Annotated in this window: 18 protein-coding genes, 2 tRNA genes, 1 rRNA gene and 1 pseudogene; 10 read left to right on the forward strand and 12 right to left on the reverse strand. The window is 50.2% G+C overall.

From position 1 onward, the window contains the following. Nucleotides 1-6 precede the first annotated feature (6 nt). From hpxK to DES37_RS20845, 3 genes and pseudogenes are all read right to left on the reverse strand, one after another. A pseudogene (hpxK, locus tag DES37_RS20835) lies at nucleotides 7-1239 on the reverse strand (allantoate amidohydrolase); the annotation flags it as partial. An 11-nt stretch (nucleotides 1240-1250) separates the two neighbouring features. Further along, entirely contained in the window at nucleotides 1251-2495 is a 1245-nt protein-coding gene (locus DES37_RS20840) for a pyridoxal-phosphate-dependent aminotransferase family protein (protein WP_110027714.1), read from the reverse strand. A gap of 212 nt (nucleotides 2496-2707) precedes the next feature. Beyond that, nucleotides 2708-3547 (reverse strand): MurR/RpiR family transcriptional regulator, encoded by an 840-nt coding sequence (locus tag DES37_RS20845; RefSeq protein WP_036104487.1) that lies wholly within the window; start codon nucleotides 3545-3547, stop codon nucleotides 2708-2710. Nucleotides 3548-3660: 113 nt separating this feature from the next. Here DES37_RS20845 and DES37_RS20850 point away from each other — a divergent pair, with 113 nt between their 5' ends. From DES37_RS20850 to hpxZ, 4 genes are read left to right on the forward strand one after another with little or no spacing between them, the layout of a single operon-like run. Further along, nucleotides 3661-5247 carry a gamma-glutamyltransferase family protein gene (locus tag DES37_RS20850; RefSeq protein WP_036104489.1) on the forward strand — a complete coding sequence of 529 codons (1587 nt, stop codon included), beginning with the start codon at nucleotides 3661-3663 and terminating at the stop codon, nucleotides 5245-5247. A 9-nt stretch (nucleotides 5248-5256) separates the two neighbouring features. Then, entirely contained in the window at nucleotides 5257-5445 is a 189-nt protein-coding gene (hpxX, locus tag DES37_RS20855) for an oxalurate catabolism protein HpxX (RefSeq protein WP_110027716.1), read from the forward strand. Continuing rightward, a complete protein-coding gene (locus tag DES37_RS20860; RefSeq protein ID WP_110027717.1) occupies nucleotides 5442-6839 on the forward strand; it encodes an AtzE family amidohydrolase in 1398 nt (465 codons plus the stop codon). Before hpxX ends, DES37_RS20860 begins: the two co-directional genes overlap by 4 nt. Continuing rightward, a complete protein-coding gene (hpxZ, locus tag DES37_RS20865) occupies nucleotides 6826-7209 on the forward strand; it encodes an oxalurate catabolism protein HpxZ (protein WP_110027719.1) in 384 nt (127 codons plus the stop codon). The genes DES37_RS20860 and hpxZ overlap by 14 nt, the downstream gene beginning before the upstream one ends. Before the next feature lie 42 nt (nucleotides 7210-7251). Here the strand turns inward: hpxZ and puuE are convergent, their stop codons facing one another. The 3 genes from puuE to DES37_RS20880 are packed head-to-tail and all read right to left on the reverse strand — an operon-like array spanning nucleotide 7252 to nucleotide 9694. After that, a complete protein-coding gene (gene puuE, locus DES37_RS20870; protein ID WP_110027721.1) occupies nucleotides 7252-8208 on the reverse strand; it encodes an allantoinase PuuE in 957 nt (318 codons plus the stop codon). A 17-nt stretch (nucleotides 8209-8225) separates the two neighbouring features. Continuing rightward, complete coding sequence (locus DES37_RS20875) at nucleotides 8226-8978, reverse strand: aspartate/glutamate racemase family protein (protein WP_036104501.1); 753 nt, start codon at nucleotides 8976-8978, stop codon at nucleotides 8226-8228. Beyond that, entirely contained in the window at nucleotides 8975-9694 is a 720-nt protein-coding gene (locus DES37_RS20880) for a GntR family transcriptional regulator (RefSeq protein WP_110027722.1), read from the reverse strand. Before DES37_RS20880 ends, DES37_RS20875 begins: the two co-directional genes overlap by 4 nt. A gap of 145 nt (nucleotides 9695-9839) precedes the next feature. Between DES37_RS20880 and DES37_RS20885 the strand changes: the two genes are divergently transcribed. Continuing rightward, entirely contained in the window at nucleotides 9840-11324 is a 1485-nt protein-coding gene (locus tag DES37_RS20885) for an NCS1 family nucleobase:cation symporter-1 (protein ID WP_036104506.1), read from the forward strand. 239 nt (nucleotides 11325-11563) lie between these two features. After that, entirely contained in the window at nucleotides 11564-11944 is a 381-nt protein-coding gene (locus tag DES37_RS20890; protein ID WP_036104508.1) for a hypothetical protein, read from the forward strand. 322 nt (nucleotides 11945-12266) lie between these two features. On the opposite strand, the gene DES37_RS20895 is transcribed toward DES37_RS20890, so the two are convergent. Beyond that, nucleotides 12267-12343 (reverse strand) — tRNA-Asp (locus DES37_RS20895). A 124-nt stretch (nucleotides 12344-12467) separates the two neighbouring features. Then, entirely contained in the window at nucleotides 12468-13196 is a 729-nt protein-coding gene (dnaQ, locus tag DES37_RS20900; protein WP_110027737.1) for a DNA polymerase III subunit epsilon, read from the reverse strand. Here dnaQ and rnhA point away from each other — a divergent pair. Further along, the gene (rnhA, locus tag DES37_RS20905) at nucleotides 13150-13722 is read left to right on the forward strand and encodes a ribonuclease HI (protein ID WP_170123803.1); all 573 of its coding nucleotides are present in this window, start codon (nucleotides 13150-13152) and stop codon (nucleotides 13720-13722) included. The genes dnaQ and rnhA overlap by 47 nt on opposite strands. Here rnhA and DES37_RS20910 read toward each other — a convergent pair. Beyond that, nucleotides 13701-14441: a class I SAM-dependent methyltransferase gene (locus DES37_RS20910; RefSeq protein WP_036104512.1), complete on the reverse strand. Its 741-nt coding sequence runs from the start codon at nucleotides 14439-14441 to the stop codon at nucleotides 13701-13703. The two genes, rnhA and DES37_RS20910, sit on opposite strands and share 22 nt — an antisense overlap. 37 nt (nucleotides 14442-14478) lie before the next feature. On the opposite strand from DES37_RS20910, the gene gloB reads away from it, so the two are divergent. Continuing rightward, a complete protein-coding gene (gloB, locus tag DES37_RS20915) occupies nucleotides 14479-15234 on the forward strand; it encodes a hydroxyacylglutathione hydrolase (protein WP_110027726.1) in 756 nt (251 codons plus the stop codon). A 69-nt stretch (nucleotides 15235-15303) separates the two neighbouring features. Then, a complete protein-coding gene (gene mltD / locus DES37_RS20920; RefSeq protein WP_036104516.1) occupies nucleotides 15304-16668 on the forward strand; it encodes a murein transglycosylase D in 1365 nt (454 codons plus the stop codon). 89 nt (nucleotides 16669-16757) lie between these two features. On the opposite strand, the gene DES37_RS20925 is transcribed toward mltD, so the two are convergent. Then, nucleotides 16758-17564: an endonuclease/exonuclease/phosphatase family protein gene (locus DES37_RS20925; protein WP_036104521.1), complete on the reverse strand. Its 807-nt coding sequence runs from the start codon at nucleotides 17562-17564 to the stop codon at nucleotides 16758-16760. Nucleotides 17565-17774: 210 nt separating this feature from the next. Between DES37_RS20925 and yafC the strand changes: the two genes are divergently transcribed. Beyond that, the gene (gene yafC / locus DES37_RS20930) at nucleotides 17775-18707 is read left to right on the forward strand and encodes a DNA-binding transcriptional regulator YafC (RefSeq protein WP_110027727.1); all 933 of its coding nucleotides are present in this window, start codon (nucleotides 17775-17777) and stop codon (nucleotides 18705-18707) included. Between the two features lie 136 nt (nucleotides 18708-18843). Here the strand turns inward: yafC and DES37_RS20935 are convergent. Together DES37_RS20935 and rrf are read right to left on the reverse strand one after the other, a co-directional pair. Continuing rightward, a tRNA-Asp gene (locus DES37_RS20935) sits at nucleotides 18844-18920 on the reverse strand. A gap of 82 nt (nucleotides 18921-19002) precedes the next feature. Continuing rightward, nucleotides 19003-19118: ribosomal RNA gene (rrf, locus tag DES37_RS20940) — 5S ribosomal RNA — on the reverse strand. Nucleotides 19119-19275: the final 157 nt, after the last annotated feature.

Consider the following 19275-nt stretch of genomic DNA (forward strand, 5'->3'; position numbering starts at 1 on the left):
TTCTGCAACTGAGCACACCGCCTGGCTCCATGCTTTCATCGCAACAGCAACATCAGCTTCAGTTATCGATTCTGCCGGATGATGGCTGATGCCTTTCTCACAGCGCACAAACAACATACCGACTGGCCAGCGCTCCGCGACAGCAATAGCATCATGCCCTGCTCCGCTCGGCAGAGAAAGTGCTTTGCCCTGTGCAGAAGCAACCGCTTCACTCAATGCCGCCTGTAATACCGGGGAACATGGTGTTGCCGGAATAGAATAGAAAGTGTCGTGGGTAAAGGACAACCCTCGCTGGCTGGCGATGGTTTCTGCCTGTGCCAGCAGTTGCGACAGCAATGCATCCCGGCTGGCATCCGATGGGCTGCGAATATCCAGTGTCAGTTCCACTGAGCCAGGAATAACATTGACGGCCCCAGGCAGACAGTTAACAGTACCAACCGTTGCTACATTGTCGCCACCGCTTGCCAGTGTTACCTGTTCCACCTGGTGGATCCACGCTGCAGCAGCGGCAAGTGCGTCATGGCGATGCGCCATCGGTACTGTGCCGGCATGCCCGGCCTGGCCGGTAAAACAACAACGCAAACGGTGAGCACCATTGATTGCTGTCACCACGCCCAACGGGAGCAAAGCCTGTTCCAGAACCGGGCCTTGCTCGATATGCAATTCAAGGTAGGCGGTAAAATCCTCCTGATTACGTGCCGCCATACCAATTCTTGCCGGGTCAAGACCGGCCTGTACCATCGCCTGCGCAACAGTAATACCTTCACTGTCCTGGCACTCCAGCCAGTTTTCCGGCCAGGTTCCTGTTATCCCCCGGCTCCCCAGCAGGGTGATGCCAAAGCGCGTGCCTTCTTCGTCAGAAAATCCAATAACTTCAATTGCCTGGTTCAGGCGCTTTCCTTGCTGGTTAAGCCAGTCAACCACTTCAATGGCTGTCAGTACCCCCAGCATGCCATCATAGCGCCCGGCATTTCTGACAGTATCCAGGTGTGAGCCCAGTAATACAGCGCTCGCACCTTCTGTTGCGCCTTCATAGCGGCCACAGATATTTCCAGTGGCATCCTGCCAGGTAGTCATACCCGCCTCTTCCATCCAACGGGCAACTTGCTGATTTGCGCGTAAATGTTCAGGCGACAGGAAAACCCGGGTGAGTTGCCCCGGGGTTTGAGAAATTAACGCCAGCGTATCGCTGCGCGCCATGATGCGGCTGGCCGCCTGGCGGGATTGTTCGTCGGGCATTGCCATCACTGTCATGGGCGCGCCTCCGCGTCATAGATATCCCATGCAGCCTGCATTGCCGCACCTTGCGTGGTACGAAAGCCATAGCGGTTAAGCACGGCTTCCAGCGCTGCCAGTGTCTGTAGCACACAATCTTTACGGGCGTTATAGCCCATGGTACCAATACGCCAGATTTTGCCCTGCAATGGGCCAAATGACGTGCCAATTTCAATATGGAAGTCTTCCAACAGTGTTTTGCGTACCGCTTCACCATGAACATTTTCCGGAATAACCACACCCATTACATTGTTCATTTTATTGGCGATATCACCAAATACCGACAGACCCATTCCCTGAATGCCAGCTACCATGGCCCGGCCATGTAACGCGTGGCGGGTAATAATGTTGTCCATGCCTTCTTCCAGCATAATGCGGGCGCACTCGCGTGCGGCAAATAACATGCTGGTCGCTTCAGTGTGGTGGTTGAGGCGCTCTGGCCCCCAGTAATCCATGATCATGCCCAGATCAAAATAGTTGGACCAGATCATTTCATCGTCACCATCTTCATGAGATGCACTGCGGATCCCCTGTTCGATGCAACGGCGCTTGCTGATGACACTCGCCATTTCAGGGCTGAGCGTTACCGGAGAACTCCCGGAAGGCCCGCCCAGGCATTTTTGTAACCCGGCGGAAACAGCATCCAGACCCCACGCATCTGCCTGCATCGGGTTACCACCCAGTGAAGCTGTGGCATCGGTGTAAAACAACACGCCATGACGACGGCAAATTGCACCTAATTCTTCCAGCGGCTGTAACATTGTGGTTGAGGTATCGCCCTGGACTGTCAGCAGCAAACGGGGTTTCACCTGCCGGATAGCATCTTCAATTTGATCCGGGGTAAATACTTCTCCCCAGGGAACTTCAATGGTATGCACTTCTGCATGGCATCGCCGGGCAATTTCACACAACAAATGGCCGAAACGACCAAAAACAGGCACCAGAACTTTATCGCCAGGGCGAATTGCTGAAACCAGCACGGCTTCAATACCGGCACGAGATGTGCCATCCACCAGCATCGTCCACTGGTTTTGGGTGCGGAAGACACCGCGGTATAAAGCCATCACTTCATTCATGTATCCCGTCATCACCGGATCATACTGGCCGATCAGTTGGCTGGACATAGCACGTAAAACGCGAGGGTCAGCATTAATTGGCCCCGGTCCCATCAATAACCGGTGAGGAGGATTGATTTGTGGATATAGCTGGGTGTCGGACATGATGATTCCTTTGATATAGGCAATTCGCAGTGAAACAAAAGATTCTTAATAAAAAGTTCTGCAACTAATGTGCCATAGCGAAACAAAAACAACCAGCACCATAACTACAGGTAAAATCTTTATTTTTCAGAAAAGTTATTGGCAGGAGTAATAAGAGGAAACGACCCAAAAACGAACACTATCGTGGTGCATCAGCACCACAATAGTGCAATTCAGCGCTGTTCCAGTTCATCCAGAGAACCATACAGCTCCGCAATCTGATGAATACGTTGCCTGCCATCTGCCAGGCTGTGGTGTAACAATGCATTTGCCAATAAATTTACCAGGCTCATTGCACTGCTGTAGCAATCAAATGCCGAAACACTGTCGAGCGGGGCTTCAAGGTGCCAGCCACCAACACCTTTCAGAGTGCTGGCCTGCGGCTCACTGATAACCAGCAGCGGAATACCACGCTGCGCCAGGTCATTGAGTATTGGGCGGATAATGCGTGGGCGGCGGCGAAAGGCCACCATAACAACGCAATCACCAGGGCTGATGTCCACCAACTCTTCAGACAAAGTTTGCCCAGGCTGAGGAAGTACATAGACATTTCCACGGCTTTGCAGCAATTGCTGGCGCAGGTGCAGAGCCACAGGCCAACTATTACGTAAGCCAATAATCAGAATACGTTTTGCAGCCCCCAAAGCAGCAATAATATCGCTGAATTGTGTAGCATCAAGGGTGTTAACCCAGTGCGTCAGGTTAGCCATTTCTTGTTTATAGTGGCGTGCCAGCAGGGTGTTGCCCTGTACCGCATCACGGTTTTCTGTCAGGGGCATCCCGCTTTGGCGCAAGGTACGTAATTCATCACGCATTACTTTGTAACGGTCATACCCCAGGCGTTTAAACAGCCTGCTGACTGTTGCCTTCGAAACCCCGCTCAGCCTTGCCAGTTCAGCACTGTTATAGCTTATCAAATCATCGAAGTGATCCATGATAAACCCGGCCACTCGCTGTTCCTGTGGGGAAAGCTGGGCATAGCTGGCCCTAAGACGTTCATCCAGTTGTTTCATGGATTCTCCTGTAACTTTTGTTGCAACTGACCTGAGTATAATGAAACATTTCGCGTCATTCTGGAACGCCTCTTGCTTAGTATTAATGTCCCCCTGAGCAAGAGACAGAAACGATGATACAAAGCAACATGGCCCCTTCAGGTATGGCTGTTACGCCACACCACCTGGCGAGTGAAACCGCCCTGTCCGTATTACGTCACGGCGGTGACGCAATTGAAGCCATGGTGGCTGCGGCTGCCACTATTGCTGTCACCTACCCACATATGAATGGTATTGGTGGTGATGGCTTCTGGTTAATCGTTCCGCCTGAAGGCGAGCCGGTCGCCATAGACGCAAGTGGAGCAGCAGGTTCACTGGCCTCAATGGAATTCTACGCCAGTGAAACACATATTCCGCACCGTGGCCCTCGTGCTGCACTAACCGTGCCAGGTACTGTGAGTGGGTGGCAGGAAGCACTGCTGATTTCACAGGAATTAGGTGGTGGGCAACTTCCTCTTTCCCGTTTACTGGCTGACGCCATTCGTTATGCTGCAGATGGTATACCTGTCACACAATCACAGGCGATTGCCACTCAGGGAAAATACCATGAGCTGGCAAATGTGCCGGGTTTCGCACAAACATTTCTTTCCCGGGGTGAAGTACCTGTTGCGGGAAGTCGTTTTTGCCAGCCACGCCTGGCGCAGACGCTAACCCGTTTAACTACTGAAGGGCTGGACAGCTTCTACCGAGGCCCCCTTGCCAACCAGATGGCTCAGGAGCTGGAAGAGTTAGGGATCCCTGTTACCCTGCAGGACCTGGCCTCACACCGGGCTCGCCGCCGGTTACCATTGCACCTGGCCCACCCACAAGGTGATGTCTATAACCTTGCGCCACCCACTCAGGGGCTGGTTTCGCTGGCAATTCTTGGTATTACTGCCGGGATGGAAATGGCACAGGCGAACGAAGTACAAACCATTCACCGGATTGTTGAAGCCACGAAAAAGGCATTTTCTCTGCGGGATCAGTATATTACTGATCCTCGCCATGTTACCCGCCCGGTACAGAGCCTGCTTGATCCGGAAAACTTAGAAAATATGGCAGCTGAAATAGATGATAACCAGGCTGCCCCCTGGGGAACCGGTAAAGGCCCGGGAGATACAGTATGGATGGGCGTTATTGATAATAACGGGTTAGCTGTTTCTTTTATTCAGAGCATTTACCATGAATTTGGCAGTGGCGTGGTACTGCCTCAAAGCGGTGTGCTGTGGCAAAACCGTGGGGCAGCATTCAGCCTGGATCCCCAACATATTCTGGCCTTATCGCCCGGCAAGCAACCTTTTCACACACTTAACCCGGCAGCCGTTCGCCTGGCTGATGGCCGGGTAATGGTGTACGGCTCAATGGGAGGTGACGGGCAACCACAAACCCAGGCCGCGCTGTTTACACGCTATGTACTGCAAGGTGTACCACTTCAACAGGCCGTTTCTGCTCCCCGCTGGCTACTGGGGCGCACATGGGGGCAATCCTCCGACAGCCTGAAACTGGAGAACCGCTTCAGCCCACGGACATTTGAAGCCTTGCGTGCCATGGGCCACGAAGTGGAAGCACTGGATGACTTCAGCGAGGCCGTTGGCCATGCCGGCGCAATTGTGCGCCATACCAACGGTATGCTGGAAGGTGCTTACGACCCACGCAGTAATGGCAGTGCCGCCGGATTTTAAGGAGAGAACATGCAAACAACCGATTTTGACTGGCCTGGCTATATTGCGTTAATGGCCCAAATACTGGATATGCCGCTGGATGATGCACGCCGGGCAGAGCTTGAAGTACAGTTGCGCCGCATTAATACGATGGCGCAACCATTAATGGACTTTAAACTGGACCAGCGCCAGGAAGTCGCCGGGGTATATCAGTTATGAGTTTGCGGATTAGTGATATTCAACAAGGCCTGCGCGAGAAATCATTTTCTGCGACTGAGCTAGCAACACAGGCACTTGCAGGCATTGAACGCATTAACCCAACGCTCAACGCGTTTACCCATGTTACCCACCAGCGTATGCTGGATGAAGCGGCACAGACAGACCAGTGCATTGCTCGCAATGAGGCTCTCCCCCCACTTGCTGGTGTTCCTTACGCTGTTAAAAATTTATTTGATATTAGTGGGATAACCACTCTGGCCGGAGCCCGGTTATTTCGTGATAACCCGCCAGCCAGCCATGATGCTTTCGCCATCAGGCAATTGCAGCACGCAGGGGCGTCCCTGGCCGGGGCACTCAATATGGATGCATATGCCTACGGCTTTACTACCGAAAACACACACTATGGGGCAACCCATAATCCCCATGATCTTAGCCGGGTCGCCGGAGGGTCTTCTGGCGGTTCTGCTGCTGCAGTTGCTGCCGGGCTGGTGAATTTCTCATTGGGCACTGACACCAATGGGTCAATTCGTGTGCCTTCCTCGTTGTGTGGCATTTTTGGCCTGAAACCGACCTTTGGCCGTCTTTCCCGTAGTGGGAGCCAGCCTTTTGTCGCGAGCCTTGATCATATTGGCCCCATGGCGCGCCATGTGGAAGATCTGGCCCTGGTCTATGATGCGCTTCAGGGCGATGATCCTCATGATCACTTTCAGGCGCGCCGCGCCCCGGCATTAATTGGGCAGTACCTGACACCGGAACGGCCTTTACGTTGCGCTGTTCTGGGCGGTTATTTTGATACCTGGTGCGATAACAATGCCAGAGATGCCGTCAGCCGGGTTGCCAGAGGATTACAGGCAGCAGAGAGCATCACACTGCCGCAGGCTGAAATGGCGCGTTCAGCCGCTTTCCTGCTTTCTGCAGCTGAAGGCGGGAACCACTATTTACCTTTGCTGCGCACCCGACCGGAAGAATTTGAACCGAACTCCAGAGACCGCCTGCTGGCAGGTGCGATGACACCTTCAGCCTGGTACACCCAGGCACAACGCTTCAGGGCCTGGTTCCGCGATGTGACACTCCCGTTATTTAATGACTTTGATATTCTGATTGCCCCGGCCACGCCTTGCTGTGCCACTGAGATTGGCCAGCAGACCATGCACATTAACCAGTGTGATTTGCCAGTAAAAGCCAGTATGGGTATGTTGACTCAACCGATTTCATTTTTGGGTTTACCTGTTGTAACCGTTCCCCTCATCACAACAGGCGGCCTGCCCATTGGTGTACAACTGATTGGTGCTCCGTGGCAGGAGAAACGCTGCCTGCAGGCTGCGCAGTCACTTGTTTTACAGAATATTTGCCAGGCAACGCCGGCACAGGGAGTGTTCCATGAACAGAGATAACATCGACAGACAGGCTATTTTAAACGAGGTCACCGCCGCGTTTTATCGCTATGAGCAGGCGCTGGTCAGTAATGATGTCGAGGTGCTGGATGAGCTCTTTTGGGAGGATCCGCGCACTGTGCGTTATGGCGCAACTGAAAATCTTTACGGCATCGCCGAGATCCGGGCCTTTCGCCAGGGGCGTTCTCCCAAGGGGCTGGATCGCACGCTGCGCAATACCACTATCACCACATTTGGCGAAGATATGGCGGTAACCTGCACTGAGTTCACCCGTGAGGGCAGTGAGAGTATTGGCCGCCAGATGCAAACCTGGGTGAAGTTTCCGTTTGGCTGGCGGATTGTCGCCGCCCATGTCAGTAAAATGGGCTGAGTTGTTAATTAGGGGATGGCCGGTGAAGCCACCCCGAGTTTATTACTTCTGCCACGGATGCGTTTTTATCCAGTGGTCAGCAATATCCTGCCTGCGGCATACCCAGACATCATCGAAGCCCTGAATATAATCAAGGAAACGTTGCAGTGCCCGGAAGCGGCCTGGGCGGCCTAATAACCTGCAGTGCATACCCACTGACATCATCTTCGGCGCATGTTCGCCTTCTTCGTATAACACGTCAAAGCTGTCTTTAAGGTAAGTGTAGAACTGCTCCGCTGTATTAAACCCTTGTGCGGTGGCGAAGCGCATGTCGTTCGCATCCAGCGTATAAGGCACAATCAGATGGGGTTTTACCGTGCCATCCTGGCAAGTTACTTCACTCCAGAAAGGCAAGTCGTCGCCATAATAATCACTGTCGTACTGAAAACTCCCTTGTTCAACCACCAGTCGCCTTGTATTCGGGCTGTCGCGCCCGGTATACCAACCCAGTGGCTTTTTACCAAACAAGTTTTCCAGGGTTTCAATTGCCTGCAGCATATGCTGGCGTTCTGTTTGTTCATCAATATTTTGATAATGAAGCCAGCGCCAGCCATGGCTGACCACATCATAGTCGGCATTTTTGATTGCCTGGACGACTTCCGGATTACGCGCCAGCGCCATCGCCACACCAAAAATAGTCATGGTCAGCCCACGGCGTTGAAATTCGTTGTGGATACGCCAGAAACCCGCTCGCGAACCATACTCATAGAGCGAATCCATCGACATATGCCGGTCCGGGTAGCTGGCCGCACCAATGATATCTGACAAAAACTGCTCTGAACCAGAGTCGCCATGTAATACGTTGTTTTCACTGCCCTCTTCATAATTAAGGACAAACTGAATCGCCAGGCGGGCACCACCAGGCCAGTGTGGATGCGGCGGTTTCCCTGCATAACCGAGCATGTCGCGCGGGTAGTTTTGTGTAAAAGGCCAGGGGTTATTTTCTTGTTCTGATTGCATACCTTACTTTCCTCTTTCTACATCACAGATGGGTCATTGAAGATTGCATACGGGCCAGTTAGTGGTTTGGGATTGGGCTTTGCCAAATCCCCATGCTTGCTGGTGCCAAGCCCCAGGCCAAGCAGGGCTTCAACCATTTTGACCGCAGCACTCACGCCATCAATGACTGGAATACCCAGTTCATGGCTAAGCTCACGAGCCAGGTTTGCCATTCCGCCACAACCCAGCACAATCGCGCCACAGTTATCCTGTGCTTTGGCCTGTATACAACGCTCCCGAACCTTTTGTTGAGCAAAACCCGTGCCATCCTCTAAAGACAACACCGGTAAATCAATAGCATGAACCGCCTGGCAGTGCTGTTCGAAACCATACTGCCGTAATAAATGGCGGGCGATAATCACTGTACGTGGCAATGTAGTAACAATGGAAAAACGTGTCGCAAGCAGTGTTGCCATATGCATAGCCGCTTCTGCTATGCCAACCACCGGCCCGGTTGCCAGTTCACGTGCAGCCAACAACCCAGGGTCACCAAAGCAGGCAATAATATGCCCGTCCACCCCGGCCCGCTCCCCCAGAGTAACCTGCTCAAGTACTCCCATCGCCCCAATAGCTTCATCAAAGTGGCCTTCAATAGACGGAACGCCATGAGAGGGGCAAACGGACAAAATTTCAGTCCCCGCACTGGCAACCATACGGGCCGCCTCGCCAATAGTCTGTGTCATTGCAAGGCTGGTATTGGGGTTAATCACCTGAATACGCAACGTGGTCATCTGTTTGCCTCTTGTATACCAAACAAGCGCGTGAAGTCAGGAACCGTTTCACCACTTCGTTCAAAATGCAGGCTGTGGAGGATGTCTTCGAAGTGCTGTTGCATACACAATACCAACCTGTCCGTGTCTTTTTGGCGTAACGCATTAATCAACACACCATGGTCATCACACCGGCAACCCTGTTGCCATGGTGCTCCCCAGGCCGCAATCACTAATGAGGAACGCTGGGTCAGGCGAGTCAACGTCTCCACCATCACGGCATTGCCTGAAATAGCATGGAGTTGAATATGGAACTCCGCAGAGTAACGAATTGCTGCCGCACCATCATGTTCACGATGAGCCTGTTCTTCACGCTGAGTGATGTTTTCCAGCGCGGCAATATGGGGAGGCTGAATATGTGCCACGACATCAGGCAAATTGGCACATTCAAGTAACGCGCGGGTGCGGAAGATCTGTTTTGATTCTTCTACGCCCGGGCTTGCCACAAACGCACCACGCCGGGGCGTCATCGTAACCATTTGCACTGTTGCAAGGCGGGTCAGCACCTTTCTGATCCCCGTCCGGCTCACACCAAAGGCTTCAGCCAGCGCTTCCTCAGGAAGCTTACATCCAGGGGGAAGTTGATGCTCAACGATTGCCCGCATTAGTGATTGCCATATTTCTGCTTCTTTATCTTGTTGCTCTTGCTGGGGTTGCCCCACATCCTGCAGCCTCATTCATTACTCCCGTACACAATGCATTTTCTATCTTGTATACAATATCTATAAAATAAGTACACAAAAAATGTGAACCTGGCCTGGTTCCTGCAATGGTTATCGCACAAACCATCATCACCTGCTATCAAGTAAAGGAGCAGAATCCATGCCAAACGTTCACCATACAACTGCTGATAACCCCAATGCGGGCTACAGCCCAAAATTGTGTAATGAAGATCTGGCGCCCACTCGCCAACAACGCTGGACCTGGTACAACATATTTTCATTCTGGATGTCTGATGTTCACAGTATGGGAGGTTATGTTGTTGCCGCCAGTTTCTTTGCCTTAGGTTTATCAAGCTGGCAAGTACTGCTGTGCCTGTTGGTTGGTATTTGTATTGTTCAGGTATGCGCTAACCTGGTAGCTAAACCCAGCCAAATGGCTGGCGTGCCTTATGCCGTGATCAGCCGCCAGGCTTTCGGGGTATTTGGTGCCAATATTCCGGCAGTAATTCGTGGTTTGATTGCGTTTGCCTGGTACGGCATTCAGACATACCTTGCAGCGAATGCACTGATGTTGGTTATCCTGAAATTTTGGCCTTCCCTCGCCCCAATGACACAGGATCACTTTCTGGGCCTTTCACATCTGGGCTGGATTTGCTTTGGCATTATGTGGGTACTGCAGGCGATGGTGTTCTGGCACGGAATGGATGCTATTAAGCGGTTTATTGATGTGGCTGGCCCGGCCGTATATGTTGTGATGATGTGTCTGGCCGGTTGGATCCTTTACCAGACCGGGCTGGATGGCATTTCTTTCACGCTGTCCAGTAAAACACTCAGCCCTTCAGCCCAGGTGTGGGAAATGATTACCGCAACTGCGCTGGTTGTCTCCTATTTTTCCGGGCCACTACTCAATTTCGGTGACTTCTCCCGTTATGCGAAAAACATGAATGAGATTCGCCGTGGTAACCGTTGGGGGCTGCCATTTAATTTCCTGTTATTTTCCATTGTTACTGTCATTATTGTTTCTGGAACACAATCATTATTTGGCAAAATGATTACCGACCCTATTGAGACAGTCAGCCATGTGGGAAATAGCGTGGCGATGGCGATAGGTTTGCTGACAATGATAACTGCGACTATCGGGATTAATATTGTCGCTAACTTTGTTTCACCGGCTTTTGACTTCTCCAACTGCTCTCCCCAAAAAATCAGTTTTCGTACCGGGGGCATGATTGCTGCAGTGGGTTCCGTGTTATTGACACCGTGGAATCTGTTCCAGTCACCAGAGTTAATCCATTACACACTGGATGTTCTGGGCTCTTTTATTGGGCCGCTGTTTGGGATCTTGCTTGCTGACTTTTATTTGATTAAGCGTGGCACAATTAATGTGGATGCTTTATTTAGCGTATCTCAGGAAGGCCCGTACTGGTACAACAAGGGGTTCAACCCGAAAGCGATTGCAGCATTGATTCCTTCCGTCGTGGTTTGCCTGGTTATCAGCTTTATCCCGTCATTACACGCGGTGGCAAATTTCAGTTGGTTTATCGGTGCGTTTTTGGCTGCTGGCAGCTACCGCTGGATTGCACGTAATGACCGTGTTGAAAATTCCGATACACTGACTAAGGTAATTACTGCACATCAGGAATAACATATCGTTGATGGTGCCAGAATAGCTACTCTGGCATCATCAACACTCTGTTTATCTGATTAACTGGCAGAATAAATTTCCCTATTCAAAATATCCCCCTCTCGAAAAAGTTAACTCACCCACCTTAAAAGAAAATTATTGATATTTATCAAACAACAACCAAACATAGCTATGTTATAAACCCTACCCGACAAGCACTCATGCATGCCGCACTCTCCTTCACTTTCAGGAAATAATTAATGGCTGTTAAAATCAATATGGAAAACCCGAAAACGGGTGAGCATTTACATGGCTTCTATGGTTTTTCATGGACAACGTTTTTCTTCGGTTGTATTCCGGCTCTTTTCCGAAAAGATTTTAAAACGTTTATAGGGGTATTTATTATTTTACTCATTCTGGCATTAGTCACTATGGGTATAGGCTCTACGGTTGCCATGATTGTCTGGGCATTTATGTATAATAAGTACTACACAACAAATCTGATTAAACGTGGTTTCCAGTTCGCCGGAACACATACTGAAAATGAACTGGCTTCAAGTAAGTTGGGGCTGACACTGAATCCGGACAACTGCAAAACCTTTACGCAGAACGCCCCGACTTCACAAATTATTTCTAAATAAAACGCCAAAACCGATAAGTCACCACGGTTGTTGGTGACTTTCGTATTCTCGCAATAGTTATCTATTCAGCTAAATTGTTGTACCCATAGCAATAGCAGGCTTCTTTCTGCCTTCACACAAACTCGCTATCCAGAATAGTCAGCCTGGAGCAATCAGGGTGTCTTCAGGCAAAGCAAGATATTGCTTCACCGGGTATTGCCTCACAATGGGAAAGTAACTCTTTGCCATACAGGCAGGCTGCAGCAAAAGTAAACGAACAAACTGAGGGATGCTTCGTAAATGAAAAAGCGCCATGTTAAAGATTAACATGGCGCTGAAATAGTGGCGGAACGGACGGGACTCGAACCCGCGACCCCCTGCGTGACAGGCAGGTATTCTAACCAACTGAACTACCGCTCCGCGATTGTTCCCCGTCGGGAACGATGCGGATATTACGGATACCTGGCGGAGGCGTCAACGCTTTTTCTTTCTATTTTGGCTGGTTGGCGCAAAATTCACCTGAATGGCCGGTTTTTGCACATCATCACGCACGCCACATACAACTGCCGCCTTTCTTCTGAACCAGGTCCAGACGTGATTCATGCGCCACACACTCTTCATCTGTCGCTCTGACGATTTTCAACCCACCAGCGCGCACTACGCGTTGTATACCTGTTGAGTCTGCGGCCTGCCGGGCATCGCCTTCCATCGCAAATTTGATACTGGTTTGCCCACCGGTCATGGTCAGGTAGACATCGGCCAGAATCTGGGCATCGAGTAATGCCCCGTGCAGCGTTCGTTTGCTGTTATCTATTTCGTAGCGCGAGCACAAAGCATCCAGGCTGTTACGTTTGCCAGGGAACATACGCCGCGCCAGGGCCAGACTGTCCGTGACTTTACAGAATGTCTCTGTTTTGCCAATACCCTTATTGAGCATACCGAACTCATAATCCATAAAGCCGATATCAAACGACGCATTATGGATGACCAGTTCCGCCCCACGGATGTAATCGAGAAAATCATCGACAACATCGGCAAATACAGGCTGATATGCGAGGAACTCATCTGAAATACCGTGAACCATAAAGGCTTCCGGATCCACTAAACGGTCAGGCTTGAGATAAATATGAAAGTTGTTACCCGTCAGGCGGCGGTTAATCACTTCAACAGCACCAATTTCGATAATACGGTGCCCTTCGTAGTGCGCCCCTACCTGGTTCATACCTGTGGTTTCAGTATCGAGAACGATCTGTCTTGTGATTTCTGTGCTCATAGCGCTCGTTTGTGTCAGACTTAGTTTTTTCTTCAGACCCGGGAAGTTTACCAGAATGCGTAAACAGGTAGAAATTTTCACCGATGGCTCCTGTCTAGGGAACCCAGGCCCAGGTGGCTACGGTGCGATTTTACGTTATAAACAACACGAAAAAACCTTCAGTGAAGGATACTACCTCACAACGAACAATAGAATGGAGTTAATGGCGGCGATCGTAGCACTTGAAGCCATTAAGGAGCACTGCGATATCACGCTGAGCACCGACAGCCAGTATGTTCGCCAGGGGATTACCGCCTGGATCCATAACTGGAAAAAACGTGGCTGGAAAACTGCTGATAAGAAGCCAGTCAAAAATGTGGATCTGTGGAAACGGCTGGATGGCGCACTTAGCCAGCACAACATTAAATGGGAATGGGTAAAGGGCCATGCCGGGCATCCTGAAAATGAACGGTGTGACGAACTGGCCCGAACAGCCGCGGGTTCGCCATCACAGGAAGATACAGGCTACTTATCAGAAAACGGTTGATCCGACGAATTTCGGTACTGGCGGGATGCAGTTACCGCCGGCCGCAACGATGCCCGTGATTTTCTTGCAGACATAGGGTTCATCGTTAATGGGATGGTTCGTTTACGTGCCACTATTAACTGCATGCAACCCAGTGCCGGGAGGTGAGTGGAGAGTAACCGCCCACCTGACCGGTGCCAGGGGAGAACATGGAAACGTTTGTAATGCAGCACTTCAAAGTTAAGCAATGAAAGCCAGTCCAGTTGGCGAACCAGAGTAAACATTCGGCTCTGGGTTGCACCTTTGTTCCTGCGAAATGGCATTACTTTACCCATACCCAGCAGGCTGACAGGATTAAACCCACTCAGGATCAACCAGCCATCGTCGATCAATATACGATCGACTTCTCTGAGCAAACGATGTGGATCCTGGCACCAGGAAAGACTATGGGCTAACAAGCAAGCGTCGACAGATTTTGCGGCAAAAGGCAGTGCCAGAGGGTCTGCAACAACATGGAGTGCATGCCCCTGCATTGCCACATTCACCTGATGTGATATGGAGCATTCACTGGTATTGATTTCTGCGCTTAAATTCCCCAGTTTAATCAAATGGAATCCGAACATTTTGCCAAGCCAGGGTTGCACCTGCCGTTCAAGCGCTTCACGATAGTATTCACCCCAGGGCAATTCAGCCCATTGTCCGGGCGCCTGGAGTGGCAAAGGTGTCCTTGCCGGTTTCATTAAAACCTTCCATCTGAGAGCATTACCGAGGTCATTTATGAATCTTACCAGTATTCCTGCATTTCAGGACAACTATATCTGGGTACTCTATAACGACATGGGTGAATGCCTGGTTGTCGACCCGGGTGACGCCAGACCTGTACTTGACACAGTGGCGAAATTTGGCTGGAAACCTGTTGCGATTTTGCTTACACACCACCATGCCGACCACACAGGCGGTGTGGCTGAATTATGTGCAACATGGCCAGAGTTGGTTGTTTACGGGCCAGAAGAAACCAGGAGTAAGGGCGCCACTCACATACTGGCTGGTGGCGATAAACTCTCATTATTGGGGCTTGAGCTTGACGTAATATTCACACCCGGTCACACTTTAGGACATATCTGTTATTACAGTTCTCCTTATCTATTTTGCGGTGACACGCTTTTTTCTGGTGGGTGCGGAAGGCTTTTTGAAGGCACACCAGCCCAGATGTACCAATCCCTTAGCACATTAAACCAACTACCCGCTCAAACATTAGTCTGTTGTGCCCATGAATACACCCAATCAAATATTAACTTTTCCTTAAGTATTCTTCCGGAAGATGAAGCAATAGTTAAATACAGTAAGGAAGTTAATGAGTTACGTAAAAAAAGGCACTCTTCCCTCCCCTCCACGCTGGAAAATGAGCGGCGAATTAATCTTTTTTTACGAACAGATGATGCTGTTTTAATTGAAAAAATTAGAGATGAAACAACTTTGCAACAACCTGAACAATATTTTGCCTGGTTACGCGCAAAGAAAGATAACTTCTAAATCCAGGGTTGAGTTATTTTGCAGTCGCAGGTATCATCGCTCGTCTTTTAAGCAACTATTGACACACACATGAAGGCAAAAGCGATTCTAATCGCCTCTGTCCTGCTGGTTGGGTGCCAGGCGTCGAAGCATGACGGGCATATTCAACAGCACGCACAGAGCCTTTCTGCGGCTGGTCAAGGAGAAGCAGGAAAGTTCGCAGGTCAGGCGGACAGCGCGCAATGGTTGAACGATGGTACTTCCTTTGCGCATGATCAGGACCTGTGGACCTTCATTGGCAACGAGCTAAAGATGGGGATTCCGGAAAACGCCCGGATTCGCGAACAAAAACAGAAGTATTTGAGTAATAAGAGCTATCTCCACGATGTAACTTTACGGGCAGAGCCGTATATGTACTGGATAGCCGGGCAAGTTAAGAAACGTAACATGCCGATGGAACTAGTACTACTACCCATAGTGGAGAGCGCTTTTAACCCCCATGCAACGTCTGGTGCTAATGCCGCAGGCATTTGGCAAATCATTCCGAGCACGGGAAGGAACTATGGTTTAAAGCAAACTCGTGAGTATGATGCGCGACGTGATGTGGTAGCTTCCACAACCGCCGCGTTGGACATGATGCAACGCCTTAACAGCATGTTTGGCGGTGACTGGCTATTGACGGTTGCTGCGTATAACAGCGGCGAAGGCAGGGTAATGCGTGCAATAAAAGCGAACAAAGCCCGTGGGAAACCAACGGATTTTTGGTCACTTTCTTTGCCACATGAAACGCGTGTCTATGTTCCCAAAATGTTAGCGCTGAGTGAGATTTTCAAAAACAGTCAGCGTTATGGTGTTCGCTTACCTACGCCGGATGAAAGCCGTGCGTTGGCAAAAGTGAAAGTATCCAGCCCTGTTCAGATGGACCAACTTGCCGAAATGGCGGGTATGTCGCTTAAAAAGCTGAAAGCATTCAATGCGGGTTACAAAGGGGAAGTATTAGGCAAGAGCGGCCCGAAATATGTCATGGTGCCACAAAAGCATGCGGATGAACTTCGTAGCTCTCTCGCCGCGAATACATTCGATGCAATGCAGTCGTCTCTGGTCGCAAGCAATAGCAGCGCCGCGTATACAGTACGCCGCGGTGATACGCTTTCTACCATTGCAGCTCGTTTGAATGTTTCCGAGCGCGATTTGCGGGCGTGGAATAACCTGACATCCAGCAAGATAAACATTGGTCAGACCCTGCAAACAGGTACGCTGAACAGTGATTCACGTCTGGTTAAAAATGACAGCATCACCTATCGCGTTAAAAAAGGTGACTCGCTGTACAGCATAGCCAGGCGGCATGGCCTCAACATTAATGATGTCATGCGCTGGAATAAGGATGTTGATGCGATTAAGCCTGGTGACCAGTTAACCTTGTTTGTTAGCGACGGAACCAAACCCGACTCCTGAGGGGGCGGACTCACGGCATAAGCATCATGCCTGCTAAACCACCTGTAGTGATATTGCTGCCATGCAACGTATCAACACAGGTGGTTTTTTTATTTTATCTTGCCTGGTTTGTGTGGGTTAAATTCGACTAACAATGGGTTATGGTCAGATGCCTGAGTAACCAGAACAGACGCATTCGCCACATTCAGGCCACGATAAAAGACAAAATCCAGTGGGCGCCCAAAAGCTCTTTTCCGCTGGTCATCTTTAAAACGTACTTCTCGCAGTGACATTTCTCGGGCAAATCCATATAACGCACTGATCCTGGGGCGGCTCCACGCATTGAAATCACCCGCCATAATGACCGGCCCATTATGATGTGCCATTTGTTCCCGGATGGGGGCTAATTGTTTGCTGTACACGTCCACACCCAAAGTAAAGTTGATGGCATGAATATTAACAACCATCAGCATCCGGGTATCAGGTAGCGGGTAAACAGTGACCAGAGCAGACTTGGCAAGCCGCAGAATGGGCTCTCTCTCGCGCAGTGGGCAACAGTAAATAGGATGAGCAGAAGAGAGAGTCATCACGCCTGAAGGGTGTTGAGGCAGGATCAAGGCAGGTACCTGGTCGGCTGCAAGGTAATTCGAAGTTGCGAAATCAACCAGTTCAGGCGTTGTCTGGGCTTCCTGCAATAACACCAGGTGTGCATCTTTACCAAAATTCTTCAGTACCGACAGCCACTCATTGCGTTGTTGTTTAAAAATATTCCATACCAGAATACGTATCCGCTCCTCGCTGGTAAGCGGAACTCCGGAAGGAAGCGCCTGACCAATGCTCGAAAACGCCCCTGGCGGCAAAATTCTCTCCGCAGGCTGGCCTGCGACATAACGCATGGCATAGGTCGGTTTACGCACGTGACAACACACCTTTTCGTTTCACTGCACACAACATGTTAGCAGTCTTTTCAGTTATAGAATTTTTAGCAGTCAGTTTCAATCATCCACTGACTTTGATGCGGCAAGATACGCTATTTCAGTATTTTCATTGCCAGTCGATGCACATGCAGGGTACTTTTATCACCAAATTGCCCATAAACTGATTTAACTATTGCCATGGAGGCAATAATGAAAACAAATTCTGAGGAACTCGGGGTTTTTGTCGCAGTTGTGGAAAGCGGGAGCTTCAGCCGCGCTGCAGTACAACTTAACCTGGCGAATTCAGCAGTCAGCAGAGCAGTTAAACGCCTCGAGATGAAATTGGGGGTTAACCTGCTCAACAGAACTACGCGCCAGTTAAGCCTGACAGAAGAAGGTAAACGTTACTTCCGACGGGCTCAGCATATCCTTCAGGAGATGGCAGACGCCGAAAACGAGCTGCAGGAGACTAAAGAGACACCGGCAGGGACATTGATTGTTGATGCAGCGACACCCGTGATATTGCATTTGCTCGTTCCTCTGATTAAACCTTTTCGCGAGCGCTACCCACAAGTCACACTATCGCTGGTTTCTTCTGAAACCTTTATCAACCTGATTGAACGCAAAGTAGATGTTGCCATTCGTGTAGGTAACTTATCGGATTCAAGTTTACGCGCCCGGCCGTTGTTTAACAGCTATCGCCGTATAGTCGCCACACCAGAATATTTGGCAGTAAATGGTACGCCTCAAACGCCTGAAGATCTGGATGCACATTGCTGTATTGGATTTTCCGAGCCGTTATCCCTGAATTCATGGGCGGTACCGGATGAGAATGGCCAGTTGAGGCAAATTAGCCCGGCGCTAACCTCTAACAATGGTGAAACTATCAAGCAGTTGTGCCTGGGTGGGAATGGTATTGCCAGCTTATCGGACTTTATGGTCGATGAGGAAATAACTCAGGGCCGGTTAGTTGAGGTTTTGCAGGCACACAAGTTAGCAGTACCCACACCTTTCAGCGCCGTTTACTACAGTGACCGGGCCATTAGTGCACGTATCCGTGCATTCATTGATTTTCTTACTGAGCGCTTTGCGGATAAAGCGGTTCTGAATGCACAATTATTGCAAGTGAAACAGAAGGGCTAAAATGCTGCGAAAAACATGGTGGTTGTTTTGTTATAGCCACCATGTCCAGCCACTGAATAGAAACTAAAAACAGTTTATGGGGATATAAGTGATAAAAACAAAAAACCCCTGAGTATCCTCAGGGGTTAATAATAATTGGCGGAACGGACGGGACTCGAACCCGCGACCCCCTGCGTGACAGGCAGGTATTCTAACCAACTGAACTACCGCTCCACCGAATTTTTCTGCAACAGCCATTAAAATGGCTTATTACTTTTTCTTTCCACACCCGCGTAACGCGAATGTTTAAATTGAAGCCTGGCAGTTCCCTACTCTCGCATGGGGAGACCCCACACTACCATCGGCGCTACGGCGTTTCACTTCTGAGTTCGGCATGGGGTCAGGTGGGACCACCGCGCTGTTGCCGCCAGGCATATTCTGTTTTATTCACCGCCTCACGGCCATGAATATTATCCGTTAACAAGCTAAAAATTTCGTCTCTCACACCAAAACATCTTTGGCGTTGTAAGGTTAAGCCTCACGGTTCATTAGTACCGGTTAGCTCAACGCATCGCTGCGCTTACACACC

The organism is Mangrovibacter plantisponsor, assembly GCF_003182475.1.
Taxonomy (GTDB): Bacteria; Pseudomonadota; Gammaproteobacteria; order Enterobacterales; family Enterobacteriaceae; genus Mangrovibacter; species Mangrovibacter plantisponsor.